The sequence below is a fragment of the Rufibacter psychrotolerans genome (genome assembly GCF_016924645.1).
GTDB classification, from domain to species: domain Bacteria; phylum Bacteroidota; class Bacteroidia; order Cytophagales; family Hymenobacteraceae; genus Nibribacter; species Nibribacter psychrotolerans.
Window position 1 is genome coordinate 18,140 of the sequence record NZ_JAFFJV010000002.1, and the last position, 16,372, is coordinate 34,511.

At 52.9% G+C, this 16,372-nt stretch carries 10 protein-coding genes; all 10 read right to left on the reverse strand.

Going from position 1 to position 16,372, the window contains the following annotated elements:
- Nucleotides 1-426: 426 nt before the first annotated feature.
- The 10 genes from JT718_RS02305 to JT718_RS02350 all read right to left on the reverse strand — a co-directional run bounded on the left by JT718_RS02305 (nucleotide 427) and on the right by JT718_RS02350 (nucleotide 16,372).
- On the reverse strand, nucleotides 427-2,640 hold the full coding sequence (locus tag JT718_RS02305) for a DUF7133 domain-containing protein (protein WP_205500072.1): 2,214 nt from the start codon (nucleotides 2,638-2,640) through the stop codon (nucleotides 427-429).
- Between the two features lie 193 nt (nucleotides 2,641-2,833).
- A complete protein-coding gene (locus JT718_RS02310) occupies nucleotides 2,834-3,589 on the reverse strand; it encodes a ThuA domain-containing protein (protein WP_205500073.1) in 756 nt (251 codons plus the stop codon).
- Nucleotides 3,590-3,604: 15 nt separating this feature from the next.
- Complete coding sequence (locus JT718_RS02315) at nucleotides 3,605-5,944, reverse strand: TonB-dependent receptor (RefSeq protein ID WP_205500074.1); 2,340 nt, start codon at nucleotides 5,942-5,944, stop codon at nucleotides 3,605-3,607.
- Nucleotides 5,945-5,980: 36 nt separating this feature from the next.
- A complete protein-coding gene (locus JT718_RS02320; protein ID WP_205500075.1) occupies nucleotides 5,981-6,400 on the reverse strand; it encodes a c-type cytochrome in 420 nt (139 codons plus the stop codon).
- Between the two features lie 66 nt (nucleotides 6,401-6,466).
- Nucleotides 6,467-8,488, reverse strand: coding sequence for a hypothetical protein (locus JT718_RS02325; RefSeq protein WP_205500076.1), 2,022 nt, complete (start codon nucleotides 8,486-8,488; stop codon nucleotides 6,467-6,469).
- A gap of 321 nt (nucleotides 8,489-8,809) precedes the next feature.
- Nucleotides 8,810-10,789, reverse strand: a complete 1,980-nt coding sequence (locus JT718_RS02330) for an NHL repeat-containing protein (RefSeq protein WP_205500077.1) — start codon at nucleotides 10,787-10,789, stop codon at nucleotides 8,810-8,812.
- A gap of 168 nt (nucleotides 10,790-10,957) precedes the next feature.
- Nucleotides 10,958-12,940 carry a ligand-binding sensor domain-containing protein gene (locus JT718_RS02335; protein ID WP_205500078.1) on the reverse strand — a complete coding sequence of 661 codons (1,983 nt, stop codon included), beginning with the start codon at nucleotides 12,938-12,940 and terminating at the stop codon, nucleotides 10,958-10,960.
- A complete protein-coding gene (locus tag JT718_RS02340; RefSeq protein ID WP_205500079.1) occupies nucleotides 12,937-14,010 on the reverse strand; it encodes a dihydrodipicolinate synthase family protein in 1,074 nt (357 codons plus the stop codon). The genes JT718_RS02335 and JT718_RS02340 overlap by 4 nt, the downstream gene beginning before the upstream one ends.
- Complete coding sequence (locus JT718_RS02345) at nucleotides 14,010-15,026, reverse strand: NAD-dependent epimerase/dehydratase family protein (protein ID WP_205500080.1); 1,017 nt, start codon at nucleotides 15,024-15,026, stop codon at nucleotides 14,010-14,012. Before JT718_RS02345 ends, JT718_RS02340 begins: the two co-directional genes overlap by 1 nt.
- 95 nt (nucleotides 15,027-15,121) lie before the next feature.
- Nucleotides 15,122-16,372 carry an Nramp family divalent metal transporter gene (locus tag JT718_RS02350; RefSeq protein ID WP_205500081.1) on the reverse strand — a complete coding sequence of 417 codons (1,251 nt, stop codon included), beginning with the start codon at nucleotides 16,370-16,372 and terminating at the stop codon, nucleotides 15,122-15,124.

Genomic DNA, 16,372 nt, shown 5'->3' on the forward strand with positions numbered 1-16,372 from the left:
AAAATGTAAAGCTTAATTAAAAAAGCATTTAAAATTATATAATCCCTGAAGCGGTTTTATTTAGAAATTAAATAATGTAACTCCACGTTAATAGCTTTAAATATATATGATATTTAAATAAAAACAAATAAAAATATAACTTATGAAAAAAAATAAAAAAGATTAAGCGGTTTAAGTGTCATTTGTTGCGAACTCAGCAAGCAAGTGAGCGAAAGAAGGGCTAAATCATAGCTATACAGGTTCCCAAAGCAGCCTCCTCTACTCTTATGGCGTAGAGGGTCTGCCTTGAGATGTTGCCTATTAGAAGAGAGTATTCCACTAACGGGGGAAGCTCCAAGGTAAAGGCGGTAAGAACAATTCATGAAAGCGGGGAGTCCCTATCAGCGCTTAACGAAAACTGCCGAGACTACCTGAGGCCCCGGCCTTCTATTGCAGCGCACCCAACTCCTTCATAGTCCAAAGTTCAGTCCTTCCTTTGGTTTCATCTCGCACTTTCTTCACTTGGGCGGGCGTAATCACCGAGGCTTTATTGCCAAAGTTGTTCCTAATATAACTGAGCACAGCTGCCACGTTCTGGTCTTCATAGAACCCAAAACCAGGCATCACATCGGCGTACTCTTCTCCGTCAATCGGTCCTTTGAGGCCGTGCAGCAAGATCCTGATTAAGCGGTCTGGTTTGCCTAGCACGTTTTTGGAGCCAGCCAAAGGCGGCGCGGGCATTTCTTTTCCGCCAATAGCGATTCCCTTGCCGTCCCCGCCGTGACAGGTACCGCACACGCTGTTGAAGGTAATGGCCCCCTGGGCCACCAGAAAGCGCTCGCTCTCTTTCATGGCCAGGGCTTTCTTCTCTGACTCGGCCACGGCCTTGAGCACCGTCTCGTATTTTTTCTGGGAGGCGACCAGCACTTCTTGATTAGGGTAGGTTTTCAACAGGTGAACAAGCATCCCTTTGGCTTTCTCCGCAGAGTTGAACCGCAAGGACAGGGCCAGTTGGAACCGCACCTCGGCGTCTGGGTCATCCTTCAGGGCGTTCAGTTGGGTCAAAACGGCCTCGTTGGAAGAAATCATGTAGTTCTCACTCATCCAGACGGCCGTCTTCCTAACCCGTGGGTCTGGGTCTTTGAAGGCCTTGAACAACTCTTCCTCAGACAACCTGCCCATCCCGTTCAAAGTCCAGAGGGCGTGCATTCTGGTGAGGTGGTTCGCGTGGGTAGTCAGGGCTCTGAGCGCAGGCACTGCTGAGGTATCTTTGCGCAGCACCAGCAGTTTCTGGGCGTTCTCGCGCCACCAGCCGTTAGGATGCTTTAAGTGCTCTGCCAGCTGCACCGAGGTTTCATGGAGCATGTTGGGCCGCTCTTTGGTGGGTTTGATGCCATCATACACAATCCGGTAGATGCGGCCCCGCCCAATGTTCTTGTCAAGGTTTTTCCGGAGGATCTGGTTGCCCAGGTAGGTGCCCGGCTTGGACCAGTTGCTTTCCTGGATGATGCCGCGGTGCATGTCCACAATGTACAGGTGACCGTCTGGGCCCGTGGCGCTGTTCACCGGGCGGAAGTTCATGTCCGTAGAGGCCAGAAATTCTTCTTGGTTGTAGGCATTGGTAAGCGTGATCTTCCCGTCTTGGTTGTGCACTTTGGCACGGCGCACCAAACGGCCCACCGGTTCGCAGATAATCAAGTCGCCCTGTAAATCCTGGGGCAGCTTGTCTCCCCGGAAGATGGTTTGGCCGCCACCACCGGTAAAGTGATTCAACGTGCTGTCGGGGCGCAGGCGGCGCTGGCCACCCTGCACGTCTGGCGTGGCCACAATAGGCCAAACCGCCTTGAACTCGGCGTCATACTGGTTACTGATGTCCAGGCGGCCATAAAATGGGTTCTGCTGAAAATTAAGGGCAGGCGTTTCGGCCCCAGCCGAGGAAAGGAACAAGCGACCATAGTTGTCATTAGCCAAGCCCCACTGCCCACCAGGGCGCTCTCCGTACAGCTCGGTCAAGAGCTTCCCGTCTTTGTACACGTACCGCCGGCTCTCCACCGACACGTAGATCTTGTTATCCAGGTTCCAGATAAGGCCACTGCGCTGGTGCTCCAGGTTGGCCTGGCTCACAGAATCATCCTGGAAAACCATTTCTCTCTCATCGGCCACGCCGTCTTGATCTGTGTCTCGGTAGCTATAAATGTGGTGGGTGTAGGTTTCGCTCACCAACAGGCGGTCATCCAGCGGCAGGATCATGCGGGGCAACACCAGGCTGTCTATATAAATCGTGGATTTGTCCATGACGCCGTCTCCATTGGTATCTTCCAGCCGTTTGATGGTGGAGTAGGGCTCATTCTGGTCGGTGCCTTTGATGTCTTGCATGTAGGTGCGCAGCTCGGCCACGTACATGCGGCCGTTCCCGTCCCAGGCAATGGCCACGGGCTCAATGACCATGGGTTCGCTGGCCACCAACTCGGCGCGGTAACCGGGCGGCAGGTAAATAGACTCCAAGCTTTGCTTTTTGGTCAGGAACTCGGGAGTAGGGTCCTGTTTAACGATTATTTTCCCCTTGGCGTCTCTGAGCACGGTAGCTTCGGGCATTTGGCAGGTGATGGCCAAAAACAGCAGCCCCAGCGCGCTCAACGAACTAATGTAACTCTTCTTCATGCGTTAACTTCTTTATATTGGCGGAAGCTAAGCCTGTGCATCTTGCTTCCTGCGCCAGGAAGATCTGGCGTACTCATATTTCAGTGATGGGTTGGCTATCTCTGGCAAAGGCATTTTCCCGTTTCTAGCCTCTTTTTTGAAAAACAGGCCGGAAACAGGAAAACGGGTCACAGACTAGTCAACCGGAACGAGGTTATTTCTTTTTGCCCATGGCGTACTTAATGCCACCCAGCAAGTGGTTTAGGAACAAGGGATCGGTATAGGATTGGTCGGTGTGACCCAGTTCGGTGTAGAAAGACCGACCACCGTCGAAGTCATGGTACCAGGCCATGGGGTGGAAATCTCCGTTGGTGCCGCCTTTGTAGCTTTTCTCGTCAATGGTGATAAGCACGTTCAGGCCTTCCTTTATCCACTTAAAGTTGTACCACTCATCTTTCCTGCTCCATTGCGCCGGCAGGTGCTTGGTAGAAATATGGTTAGCGTCTACAATGTTGAGCGTGGCGGTTTGCCCATGCGGGTGGCCCCCGAAGTAGGCACCCACCAGGTTGCCGTACCACTCCCAGTCATACTCGCAGTCGGTGGCCGCATGGACCCCCACAAACCCGCCGCCTTTCTGGATATACCGCTCAAAGGCCTTTTCCTGCTCTGCGTTCAAGATGTCGCCGGTGGTGCTCAGGAAAACCACGGCAGCGTACTGTTTCAGATTTTGAGGGTTGATCTTGGTGGCATCGGTGGTGGTGTCTACCGCGAAGTTGTTCTCGGCGCCCAGCTTCAGAATGGCCTGGTTCCCTATCTTGATGGAGCCATGCCGGAACTTGGCCGTTTTGCTGAATACCAACACTTTGGGTGGTTTTGCCATTGCCTGGGCATTCTGGTTTATACACAGCAGCGCACCCAGACAAAGCAGCGTCCAGGCAAAGGTTCTTGTAAGGGCGGTAGAAATGGTCATAAGGGTTAGCGAGGCTTAAAAGTTAGCGCGTAATGACAGGCCGTAGGTTCTGGGGTCACCAAGGTGAGCGGCACCAAAATCATAGGCATAGTCCAGGTAATGCTGATCAGAGAGGTTGTTACCCCACAGGAAGGCCTCAAACCTAGGTGTGGCTACCCCCACGCGGGCATTAAATTTGTGGTAAGGGTTTTGCCTGATTTGGTTGGCCAGGTCAAAATACTGCTCGCCAAGGTGGTTCCACTCCCCACGTAGGCCCACTTTAGCGTTAGTCAAACCCGGCATGGGCAGCCAGTACTGCAGCGCCAGCAAGGAGGTAATGTTGGGCGTGTAGATCTGCCGGTTACCGCTCAGATTCACTTCAGACCCGTTGGAAGCCACGTCCAGGGTTTTGTAGGTAGCCGAGGTGTATCCAAAACTGTACATGACGTCCAAACCTTTCAAGGCCTTGATGAATACCTCTGCTTCGGCGCCTTTGCTTTCCAGTTTCCCGGCGTTTTTAGTTACCGTGATGGCGTCTGGCAACACCAGGGTTGGCACCTGGGCATTGTTCACCCACACATAAAAAGCGGCCAGGTTCACCCGCACGCGGTTGTCCAGAAACGTATTCTTCAGACCCACCTCAAAGTTGTTACTGAACTCGGGTTTGTAAGCGAAAAGCGGGGGCTGCGAGGGGTCCGACGACAACTGGCTGAGCCCACCCGCCCGAAAACCTTTGCTGTAGGAAACAAAAGCACTTTGATTTATAGAAGGCTTGAACACCAGCCCCAGTTTGGGCGAGAAAGCTTTGAAGGATGCAGAGGCCGCCATCTCTTCTTGCGTAAGAATCAGTTCTTCCCCTTCACCGGGGCGGAATTCTCCTTTCACGCGCTGCCGTTTCTTTTCATAGTCATAACGCGCGCCCAGCACCACATCAAACGCCGTACCCAGCGTGTAGGTGGCTTGCCCGAACAAGGCTGCGCCGTGGCTTCTCAACGTATTGGTGGCAATGCTCTGGGTGTTGGCCGGAGCCCCCATCAGCCCCGCATCTTCCCCAAAGAAAGTGCCTTGCTTTACCGGATTATACTGCCAAAACCCGTAGGCCCCGGCTACCCACTGCAGTTTAGAAGAAGACAAAGCCGGCGTGGAAAACCTGAACTCCTGGATGCCCACTTTCACGTTGTTCCAGCGGTCACCGTAGTTATTGAAAATGGAGACAGCATCAACGGGTGAGAAATCCCCATCCAGGGGCTGGTTGTAAAACCGATGGTTGTTCTGGTAAGAGGTCTGGGACGTGAAATTGACCTTATCGCCGAAGTAGTCCACCACCAATGACCCGTTAAAGGTATTGTCTTTCATGGTGGCTGTGCTGTTCTGGCTCAGTTCAAACGGGTTAGACAAGGCCTCTTCTACGCTGGATTCCAACGGAAACGCCCCCTCATTGCTGACCACGTTCTTCTTGGCGTTCAGCCGGAAAGACAACCTGGAGCTGGGCTTGTACACCAAAGACACGTTTCCGACCCAGGTCTGCTGATCGTCAAAAGAGGTATTGGTGAAAGTGTTCTGATAATAGCCCTCCCGGGTATGGAACAGGCTGGAAACGCCCAGAAATAACTTGTCTTGTACCAGCGGCGTGCTTATTCCCAGGCTGTAGCGTTGCAGGTTATAATTCCCCACGTTCACCTCGGCAAAGCCGCGGGTGGTATTGTCTGGTTGGCGGGTAATGATGTTGATGACCCCGCCCATGGAATTACGGCCGTACAGCGTGCCCTGCGGGCCGCGCAGCACCTCAATCCGTTCAATATCATGCAGCTGCGCGATATAGGTATCCAGGTTAAACTGGTTCACGCCATCAATGTACGTGGCCACGGTGGGGTCGTAGGACGTGGTGGCAATGCCCCGGATAGAGGTGACGTTGCGGTTGTCGCCGGAGTGGCCGCTAAATAAGTTAGGGATAATGCCCGTCAGGTCGCGGGTGTTCCAGATCCTGGCTTCCTGAATTTGCCGGGCAGACAGCGTACTGATGCTCAAGGCCGTCTCCTGGGGGTCTTCCTCCTGCTTCTGGGCACTGATGACCACGGCCTCCAGTTGGTGCAGGGTGGCAGGCAACTGAAAATGCAGCACGGCATCTGCCTTTACCGTCATTTTTCGGTTCACCGCCGCGTGCCCCAGGGCGCTTACAAAGAACTGGTACTCGCCCGCCGGCACGTTCTCCAGAACAAAACTGCCGTTGGCCTGGGTAACGGTCTGGATATTGGTGTTCAGCAGCCGGATGCTCGCGCCCCCTATAGGAGCCGCCTGCAGGTCGGTTACTTCCCCTTCAAGGGTAATCAAAGACTGAGCCGCCGCCATGAAGGGCAAAGAAAACAGCAGACCCATTAAAAGCACTGGTACTCGTAAAAATTTAAAGATCATCTACTTCAAAGACAAGATGTATTTGGTCATTTTCTTGGCATCTGCCTCAGACAAGGCGGTATGGGGAGCCATGGGGATTTGCCCCCAGGTACCGCTTCCACCTTTGATGATTTTCTGCGCCAACCTTGCGTAGTTGGCCTCGGTGGCTGGGTACTTGGTAGCTACGTCTTTGTAAGATGGCCCCAATGACTTGGCATCTATTTTATGGCAGGCCATACAATCTGACTTGGCAATCAGCTGCTTACCGGCCTCCAGTTCTGCGGCAGTGGGCTTGGTAGTATTGGGTTTGGCGGCGGCCTTTTTAACCGGCTGTTTATTGCCTTGCGCCAGAGCGGTATTGCCAAATTCAGGGTTTGCCACGCTGTACCCAGCCACCAGGAACAAGCACACCAAGCTGGCACTAAGAGTCTTTCTTACCATTTCTAAGGGAGATTTCAGGGTGAATAAATCAAAAAACAAATGGTTGCAGATTGAAAACCGATGGATTTAAGGACGGTATCTCCAGAGCACATGCTCGTCCCGGGTATACAGACGACCTTGTTTGTCCATGGCCAGTAACCCAACCCCAGATTTTAGCAAGGTCTCCTTCATGGTTTTGGGGTCTATCCTGTAAAAGTTCCCATTAAATGTGGCGTATAAATACCCACTAGGATGAAAAACCAGGAAGGCATTGCGCCAGATATGGGTGGGCGTTCCGGCAATGTTGTAGTACTTGTGTGTAGTTACTACTTTCTTTTGAACCGGGTCAAACACAAACAGCGTACCATCTGCCATTCCCCAAATATTACCGTCGGGCCCATTTACCAGGGCGGTAATGGCCCAGGCACCTGGCACCGGCACGGCCTCAAATGTCTTGATGTTGGCACTCGCATCCCAACCAAACAGCTTTGCCTCTCCTGCCACTGGGCTAACCCCCAACCCTCCTGATATGGTAGTCCCTCCAATTACCAGCCCGCCTACATTCACTAAGCTGATTATTGATTGGTTGTTTACAACATCTACATAGCTTTTTAATTGATTAGTATTCGCGGTATATTCCACCAAGGCACCTCCTAACTTACCGTAACCAGGTACCGTACCAAAATAGAGTTTTCCGGCACCCTCCACACTCACTCCGGCAAAGGGCCGGTCTTGACCCTCTATCCTACCAAGCGATTTTGGGTTGCCACTGTTGGAGTTCCAGGGGCGTTTAGTATCATAAACATAGAACTGCGCACCAGAATAGATCCCAAAATAGATGTTATCCCCTTGCACAGTCATCCCCTCAGCCTGACCCAACCCACTGTATTGGGTCACCTTATCGTTGGTGGGGTCATAGGCAGCATTCCCCCCCGCTAGATAACCGCTAGACCAGATGCGTCCATCTGGACCGGTTACAATAGTTTGGATGTCATATGGCTGGGGAGGCACTTCAAATTTTACTGTTGTGATATTGCCTGATGCAGGATTATACCACCTCACCTGAGAATACTTTGTCAAGATGTGCAGCGTGCCATCTTTGCCCCATCGCATGTCTTTAGCTTCATAACAATCAGCAATGAAAGTTGGAGCTTGCCCAGGCTTGCTTAAATCATGGGAGTATAGCTTATTATTGGCCGTGTAATAGGTAAGGTTGGTTGTAGGCGATTTCACAACCGATTGAGCGTCTATTGTCTCCAACGTTTGCTCTACCAGCCCGGTGCTTAAGTTATATACCAAAGTCTTGCGCTGGTTAGGGCTGGTCACCCATGCTAACAACCTGTCGCCATCAGCGTAGCCGGCGGCCAACCCCATGTAATAGACAAACTCCTGGTCAAAGTACTGGGAAGGCAGGATCTGCTTCTTTGCTTTTGTGGCCAAGTTTAGCTCCACCAAACGGGCATGCGCTCCTACTCCAATCAACAGTTTGTTTGTTGGTGCATGGTATACCAAACTACGGGCATAACTCTCCCCAGAAACAACTGCTCCATTGGCCACATCTGTGAAGCCGGTTGAGGGATGGTAACGAAACACTTTCCCCCCAGGGTAAGTACCGCCAAACACTTCCCCGTCTTTACCCGCCACCAGATCAGAAATAGTTGTCTGGCCAGAGAGGACCAAACCCAAATCTTCTACCGTTTGACTCCCAGGCCTTGTGCGGTATAGATGCGCATTATTGCCGCCAATGTATAACCAATGATCCGTTGAAGCCGTCATGGCCGTAGAACCATTAGCACCTACCAGTTCTAGATCGGCCACCACTCTTCTGGCTTTCATGTCATAGCCAACCAAGTGCCCCGGCTTGCCTGATACAACAGTATAAGCAAACTCATTTCCATTGGCATCTTGAACAAAATCGCTCGCTTGAAGGGTAGTAGCCGTCAGTTGGGCGCCTACGTTAGTAAAGATTCCCTCCCTTATCTCCTCTTTTTCTTCTTCCTCTTTTAAGGAATCTTCTTTACAAGAGATGCTACCTAGAGAAAGCAGACCGTATAGCAGCAGCAGATGGTACTTCTTCATAACAAAGCAATTTATTTTAATATTTGCCATGAATTTAATAAAACGATTTAATAAATGAGGTAGTTAGTTAAATATATTTTAAAATATTATTAACTCATGCATCCCAAGTTCTCATGGAGTTTGTAAGCTGTTTTTATCAGTTATCACATTAATATGTACTACTAATCCTACCTATTTAGAAATAGACATAAAGGGCTTGTTTTGTCCGTACAACTGCCATTGAACTGCTGCTTGACAAAGAGGAGGAGCTTCCCTTAAAAACCAGGCAATAAAAAACTCCCTGTTTTCAGCCCGATTTGGAAAAAGAGGCTGAAAACAGGGAGCATGTCAGAAGATTAAGCTACCGTAAGGTTATGGCCTATAACTCCACAGATTTTCGGAGTCTCTGGTATAGAGAACACCGTTCTTGTCCATGGCTAACAGCCCCACCCCTTTTTTAAGCACGGTAATCTCCATAGTGGCAGGATCCAGGCGGAAGAATTCACCGTTCGCGGCACCATAAACCTGGCCCGATGGATGGAACTCCAGAAAACCCAGGCGCCAAATGTGGGTGGGATTCTCACTGATTTGAAACAGTTTTTTGGTTTTCTCCACCTTTTGAGTCTTAGGATCAAAGGCGAAGATGATACCATCGGCGAATCCCCAGATTTTCCCATCCAGACCGTTAACCAGGCACGTAATGGCCAGGGTACCGGGCACCGGCGAGAATTCAGCTATTTTTTCCTTCTTCACTGGGTCCCAGGCAAAAACTTTCCCTTCTTTTTGGGTGGGTTTTGCACCAAGCCCTCCAAAGATGGTGGTTCCGCCCCACACCAATCCGTTGTGATACACCAAACTGGCCACGGCCTGGTCCGGCACCACGTTGGCAAAGGGCTGTAGTTTATCTGTGGCTACGTCATACTCAATCAGCGCACCGCCCAACTTGCCGTACCCAGGAATAGTCCCGAAGTACAACTTGTTCTTATCTGCCAGGCCAGTGGCGGCGAAGGGGCGGTCCTGTTCCTCCACATTGCCAATGAGCCGCGGATTGTCTTTGCTGGCGTTCCAGGGTTTGGCGGCGTCATAGTGGTAGATTCTGGCCTTGGGGTAGATCCCGAAATAGATGTTGTTGCCAAACGCAAGCATGCCCTCGGCTTGGCCCATGCCCTGGTACCTGGTAGACTTCTGCGTCTTGGGGTCAAAGGCGGCGTTTCCGCCCAGCAAAAATCCACTGGACCAGATACGGCCGTCGGGGCCGGTAATCAGGGTTTGGATGCCGTAGGGCTGCGGTGCCACTTCAATTTTCTCCGTGGTGATGTCACCGGTCCTGGGGTCGTATTTCTTGATTTCGCCGTAGCGGTTGATCACGTGCAGCTTGCCGTCTTTGGCCCAGCGCATGTGCTTGGCTTCGGCGCAGGGCGCGATGGCCACGGGTTTCTCCCCTACTTTGGTGAGGTTGTGCCGGTAAAGCGTGTTGCTGGCTGTATAGTACACGTCATCTGTGGTGTTGGATTTAATAAGCGTGTTGGCATCCAGCGACGGGATTACCTGCTCAATCTTGTCCGTTCTCAGGTTATACACCAGCGTCTCGCGGTCTTTGGCATCGGTCACCCAGCCCAGCATTCTGTCACCGCCCGCTACGCCTTCGGCGATGCCTAGGTAATACACAAACTCCCGCCCGAAATACTTTTCTGGCAGCAGCTCTTTCTTGGTGCCCGCCTTGGGGTCCACCTCTATTAAATGCGCATGGGAGCCCACACCGGCGTACAACTTGCCCGTGGAATGCTGATACGCCATGCTGCGCACATAGCTCTCCCCTGCCACAATCTGTCCGGCCACGTCGGTGAAACCGTCTTTGGGATGATAGCGGAAAATCTTGCCGGTAGGGTAGGTTCCCCCGAAGATTTCGCCGTCCTTGCCGGGCGTCAGGTTCAGTACCTCGGCGGTGCCCGGAAGGGCCACGCCCAAGTCTTCCATTTCCTGGCTACCGGGGCGGGTGCGGTACAAATGCCCGTTAGACGCACCAATATAGAGCCAATTGTCTGTGGAAGGCACCATGTCAATTGCGCCCTCGGCGGTCTTTATTTCCAGGTCTACCACCACCTGCTTGGTTTGCATGTTGTAGCCGGTCAAATGGCCTGGTTTGCCGCGCACGATGGAGTAAGCGAATTCGGTTCCGTCCGGAGCCTGCACAAAGGAACTAGCCTGCAGATTGGCCGAGGTCAGCTGCACGCCGTGGTTGGTGAACGTGCCCATTTTAGGCGCGGCCTTCTGCGCAGTCTCCTGCACCGACGTTGTCTTGCAGGAAACCAAGAGAAAAGCTATACCTAGGCTGTAAAGTAACTTTTTCATCTAAAAGGATTTATTCAATTGGAGGTAAGAAATGGGGGCGTTTCGGCCTCCTCAGAACTCTGGTAAAGAGAAGCGCAGGTGGGCTCCAAGCAAAGGGATTTCTGTTTTCGGCCCACTTTAAGAAAAGCAGGCTGAAAACAGAAAAGTTACTAAACCGTGCTTTTGCAACTATTCTACCACAGTTGCTGGATCATAGCGCCATAAATCTAGCATCCGCCGGAAGTAAAGCCTGCCTTTCTGGTCCATGGCTAGCAAGCTAACGTTATCTTCAATGGTAGTGACCTTCATGTTGGCCGGGTCAACGCTGTAAAGCTTGCCATTCACCGCCACGTACACCAGCCCGTTGGGGTGCACCTGCAGAAACGCGTTCCGCCAGATGTGCGTGGGATTGCTGTTCATGGTGAAGAACTTATGCTTGGAAACAACTTCCCGCTTGGTAGGGTCAAACACAATCAAGTCTCCGTCAGCAAAGCCCCAGATGTTTCCACCCGGCACTTGAGCCAGACCGGTCACGGACATGGCGCCCGGCACCGGAATCAACTCAAATACTTTCTTTTTCTGCACTGGGTCCCAGCCAAAGATCTTGGCTTCTTTTTGGGTAGGCACGCCACCCAGACCGCCATAAATGGAGGTTCCGCCTAGCACAACTTCTCCGGCCTGCACCAGGCTGATGATGGATTGATCTGGAATAAGCCCCTCAAAAGTTTCCAGCTTGTCAGCGGCTACGTCATAGTCTACCAGCGCGCCACCCAGAATGCCGTAGCCCGGCACGGTGCCGAACAACACCTTGTTCTGTTTCTCCAGCCCCAGCACAGCAAACGGACGGTCCTGGCCTTTTATCTGGCCCAGGAATTTTGGGTTCCCTTGCTTTGTATCCCAAGGCTTTTTGGTGTCATGGGCGTAGAGCCGGGCTTTGGCGTAAATACCGAAGTAGATGCTGGAGCCTAAGTTGGCCATGCCTTCGGTTTGGTCCAGGCCGGGGTACTGCACGTTCTCTCCCGTTTCTGGGTTGTAAGTCGCGTGCCCGCCTGCCAGATAACCGCCGGTCCAAATGAGCCCATCTGGCCCAACTCCAATGGATTGGATATCAATGGGCTGCCCGGGCACCTCCAACTTTTCAGTAATATGCTTTCCGGTTTTAGGATTGTAGACATGGAAATGCTTGCTGCCCGTAAGCAGATAGAGTTGGCCGTCTTTGCCCCAGCGGATGGTTTTGGTTTCGCCGCCCAGGTGAGCCAATTCTTTGGGCTGCGGCTTCTTGGCAGCGTAATCCAACACAAAAAGTTTACCTCCGGCAGTATAATATACATGAGAGCCTTTGGGTGCCTTGATCACCGATTTGACATCAAGGGTAGGCATGTACTCCTCAAACTTTTTGGTCTTGATGTTGTAGATGGCCGTTACCCGCTCTGTAGGTCCGGTGAGCCAACCGAACACGCGGTCGCCACCTTTGAGGCCGTTCACCAGGTTGATGTGGTAAATGGCTTCCTGGTCACGGTCTTTGTCGGCTAACAACTGCTTCTTGGCTCCGGTTTTAGGGTCAAGCTCCACCAAGGCAGAATGCGAGGCAATGCCGGCGTAAATCTTGCCGGTGGCTTTGTGGTAGGTAACGCTTCTGACATAATTCTCGTCTTTCACCAACGCCCCCTGACCCACGTCTTTGAAACCATCTTTGGGATGGTAGCGGAAAACCCGTGCACCGGGGTAGGTCCCCCCGAAGATTTCACCGTCTTTACCCGCCACTAAATCCCAGATTACTTTCTCGCCGGGCAGTACCTTCCCCAGACTGGTTACAGAATCGGTGCCGGGCATGTGTTTGAAGAGAACTCCGTTAGCCGCCGCTATATAAACAACGCCATCTGTGGAAACTTCCACATCCCAAGAGCCATCTGTGCCTTCCAGTTCCACGTCCAGCACTTGCTTGGTGGGGTGCAGGCGAAATCCAATCAGGTGCGCCGGCCTACCTCTCACTACGGTATAGGCGTAACTGTTCCCGGCGGCATCTTCGGCAAAGACACTTCCCTGAATCAGGGAAGCGAACACCTGTGGGCCTAAATTAGTGAATTTACCGCTGGCCGTTTGGGCACTGATTTTAGAAAAACAGGCCAGAAACAGGAGCAGCAGGAAACTTGGTTTCAGAGAACGCATCATAGGCTTAGGGCATTTTCGGTGGCCAAGAACTCATTTACAAACGCATCGTCGTTCAGGTGCGGATACATTTGATAGACGCGGTCAATCTCCTCCATCTGCCCCTCAGATAATTCTTCCTGCGGATTGAGGCACCAACGGCCTTCCAGCAGGCCCTGACGGCGCAGCACCTCGTGGATGCCCGGGATACAGCCATGGAAGGCGTGCGCCGGGTCAAAGAGGGCGGCGTTCACATCGGTCACCTCAATGCCTTTGGTCAAAAGAGCATCAGCTCCCTCACCGGTTTTATTCAGGCGGTATTCCTTTATTTCCTCCAATAGCTCCACCGCTTTCTGGGTCCAGACGGCCCAGTGGCCAAGCAGGCCGCCCACAAACTCCTTCTCCACTGTCTGTCCGTTGATGCTGAAGCGGTAGGTGGTCATCAGGTCTGGGATGATGTTGTCGTCGTTACCGGTGTACATGGCAATCTGGTCCCGGCGAGAGGAGTGGCACACGGCCCGCATCACGTCCAGGGTCTGGTAGCGGTTGAACGAGGCGACCTTAATAGCCATCACGTTCTCTATCTCGGCGAACTGTAACCAGAAATCGTAGCTGAAGATGCGCCCGCCCACTGAGGGTTGCAGGTAAAACCCGAACACCGGCATGATTTGGGCCACGGCCCGCACGCGGTCCAGGATCTGCGCCTCGGTCCAACCCTGCAGGCCGCCCATGCTCAGCAAGCCAATGTCGTAGCCGTGCTTCAGGGCAATCCGGGCTTCGTTCTCTGCCTGGGCGGTGGGCCCGCAGATTCCGGCCACTTTGATGAACGGGCGGTCCAGGCCGGCCTTGGCCACCTCCTCGGCGGCCAGCCGCAGCACGGTCTCATACAAGTTCACCTCCGGGTCACGTATTTCAAATTGAGTAGAGTGAACGCCCACAGCCACGCCTCCGGCTCCACTGGCCATATAGTAGCGGGTGAGCTGGCGCTGCATGTGTTCGTCTAAGGCACGGTCGGCGTTTAAAGCTAATGGGTGCGCAGGAATAACGGTGCCCTGGTGCAGAAACTCTTGGAGGTTGTTAGGTAGTTGTTTCATTAGAATTTGCCTTCTCTTTCCTGAAAATGGGTTGCTTTGCCAAAGGTGTCGCCGCCTTCCTGTATCCAGAGCGCGGTGATGTCCAATATCTCCCGGATGGTCACCTTGGGGTAGCCGAACAGGCGGTGGGCCTCTGAGGCGTTGCTGAGCAACGCGGTGGGTTGCACTTCATGGATGAACCTGGGCTCCTTCCCGAACATGTTACCGAACTGCTCCGCCACCCACTGAACTGACAAGGTCTCTGGGCCAGTCACGTTTAACAGCTTGGCCGGTGACTCACAGTGCAGCAGCGAACGGATTGCGATTTCATTCGCGTCGCCCTGCCAGATCACGTTCACGTTGCCGGTTCTTAAGTCAATCTCGCGGCCTTCGTTCACGGCTTTGGCAATCTCCAGCAGCACACCGTAGCGGAAATCAACGGCGTAATTCAGGCGGTAGATAAGGGTAGGCGTGTTGTTCTTCTGGGAGAAGTACTGGAAAATACGCTCCCGACCCAGGCAGGACTGCCCGTACTCCCCTACCGGCGCAGCCGGATACTCCTCGGACAGGCCGCCCGAGGTGACCGGCACAAACGGATACACGTTGCCCGTGGAGAAGGCCACTATGTTAGACTCGCGGTAGCGCTCGGCCACTCGGCCTGGCAGGTACGCGTTCATGGCCCAGGTGAAAGCCTCTTTGCCCGTGGTCCCAAACTTGTTGCCGGCCAGGTAGAGGATGTTCTCCGCATCGGGCAGGTTCTGCAAATCGGTCTCGTTCAATAAATCAGCGGCAATGGTCTCAATGCCATAGGATTCAATTTCATCACGGGTGCTTTTGTCTGAGAACCTGGAAACGCCTATGATTCTCTTGTTAAGCCCGGCGGCCTCCACGGCCTGCTTGGCCAGTTTGCCCATGCTGGGGCCCATCTTGCCGCCAATGCCCAGCAGCATGATGTCGCCCTTGATTTTTGCAATGTCCTGCAGCAGGTCAGGGGAGGGTTTCAGCAGTTCCTGCTCCAAGGTTTGTAAGTCTTTCATTCCTGAATGTTATGTAAAGGGTGTTCAGATGCTTTTAAATTCTGGCCCTGTTTTTGGGCCTCTTTTCTGGAAACGAGGCCCAAAACGGGAACCGCCTAGCCAAATAGTTCTATGGCGTTGCTGATGGCCAACCCTATAATCAGCAAAAGCCCCAGCGCCCCGAAAATCTTGGAGACCAGGTTATTCTTCAGGTTGCCCATCACAGAGGCTTTGTTGGCAATGAAATACATGGCCACGCCAATGAATGGCACCAGGAAGATGGTAACGCTCTGTGCGAAGACAATCAGCTCTAGCGGCAACTTGCCAAACAGGATGGCAATCACGGCCCCAGCCACCATGACCAAGGCAATCAGGTATTTCACGACGTTGTTGCTCAGGTTGCTGCCAAAACCCAGGGCATCGCCCAGCAGGGTGCCGCCTACGGAGGCATTGCCCACCAAAGAGGAGAAAGAAGCCCCAAACAAGCCAATCAGAAACAGCGAAGAGGCATAATTACCGAAGAGCGGCTCCAGGGCCTTCGCCATCTCTGAGGCGCTGGTCACTTTCAAGCCCTGCGGGTTTAAGACGGCCGCCGCGCAGATTAACACCACGGCGCTCATAATGCCCAGAATCAGAATTCCGGTCACGGAACTGTTGTTGGAGTAAGTCTCTGGGGCGGCATCTGCGGGCTGTAATTTCCTGCGTTCCTGCACCAGATAGGCTTGGTAAAAAGCTCCTACTATAGAAAAGCACGACGCCGTGAAAGCAATGACTAAACCAATGGAACCATCTGGCAAAGAAGGCACAAAGCCTTTTGCCACCCCTGCCACATCTGGGTCAGCCATGAACAGCGTGGTCACAAAAGAGAACAGCATGATGGCCACCAGGGCAATCATCAGTTTCTCCAGGATTTTGTAGAAAGACCTGAAAAACAGGAGCCCTATTCCCACCACGTTGAACACAATCACCCACAGCGCGGGCTTGGTGCCAGTGGCCTCAGCAATGGCAATGCCTACGCCAATAGAGTTACCTGCCTGGAACGAGGTAGTCACCAGAAAGACCCCCACGCCAATAATTATGGCTACCGCTCCGCCCCACTGCTGCCGTATCAAGGCCAGCAACGAGACCTTGCTGGCAGTGCCTATGCGGGCGCCCATGTTGGTGAAAATAACCATGAAGAAAATAGCCACGGCCACCACCCACATAAGGGAGTAGCCGTAATCTGCTCCCATCTTGGAGGTGATGGTCATTTTGCTGGGCCCAAAGACCAGCGCGGCCGTGATAATGCCTGGCCCCAAGGAATACAGCCACCTTTTGAGGGTAGTCTCCTTTTTGATTTGCGTTGGTTCAATAACTGGTGCGCTCAT

Bases quoted from the DNA above. Each gene is read 5' to 3' on its own strand.
- JT718_RS02305 (WP_205500072.1), bottom strand. From the start codon at position 2,640: ATGAAGAAGAGTTACATTAGTTCGTTGAGCGCGCTGGGGCTGCTGTTT.
- JT718_RS02310 (WP_205500073.1), bottom strand. From the start codon at position 3,589: ATGACCATTTCTACCGCCCTTACAAGAACCTTTGCCTGGACGCTGCTT.
- JT718_RS02315 (WP_205500074.1), bottom strand. From the start codon at position 5,944: ATGGGTCTGCTGTTTTCTTTGCCCTTCATGGCGGCGGCTCAGTCTTTG.
- JT718_RS02320 (WP_205500075.1), bottom strand. From the start codon at position 6,400: ATGGTAAGAAAGACTCTTAGTGCCAGCTTGGTGTGCTTGTTCCTGGTG.
- JT718_RS02325 (WP_205500076.1), bottom strand. From the start codon at position 8,488: ATGGCAAATATTAAAATAAATTGCTTTGTTATGAAGAAGTACCATCTG.
- JT718_RS02330 (WP_205500077.1), bottom strand. From the start codon at position 10,789: ATGAAAAAGTTACTTTACAGCCTAGGTATAGCTTTTCTCTTGGTTTCC.
- JT718_RS02335 (WP_205500078.1), bottom strand. From the start codon at position 12,940: ATGATGCGTTCTCTGAAACCAAGTTTCCTGCTGCTCCTGTTTCTGGCC.
- JT718_RS02340 (WP_205500079.1), bottom strand. From the start codon at position 14,010: ATGAAACAACTACCTAACAACCTCCAAGAGTTTCTGCACCAGGGCACC.
- JT718_RS02345 (WP_205500080.1), bottom strand. From the start codon at position 15,026: ATGAAAGACTTACAAACCTTGGAGCAGGAACTGCTGAAACCCTCCCCT.
- JT718_RS02350 (WP_205500081.1), bottom strand. From the start codon at position 16,372: ATGAGCGCACCAGTTATTGAACCAACGCAAATCAAAAAGGAGACTACC.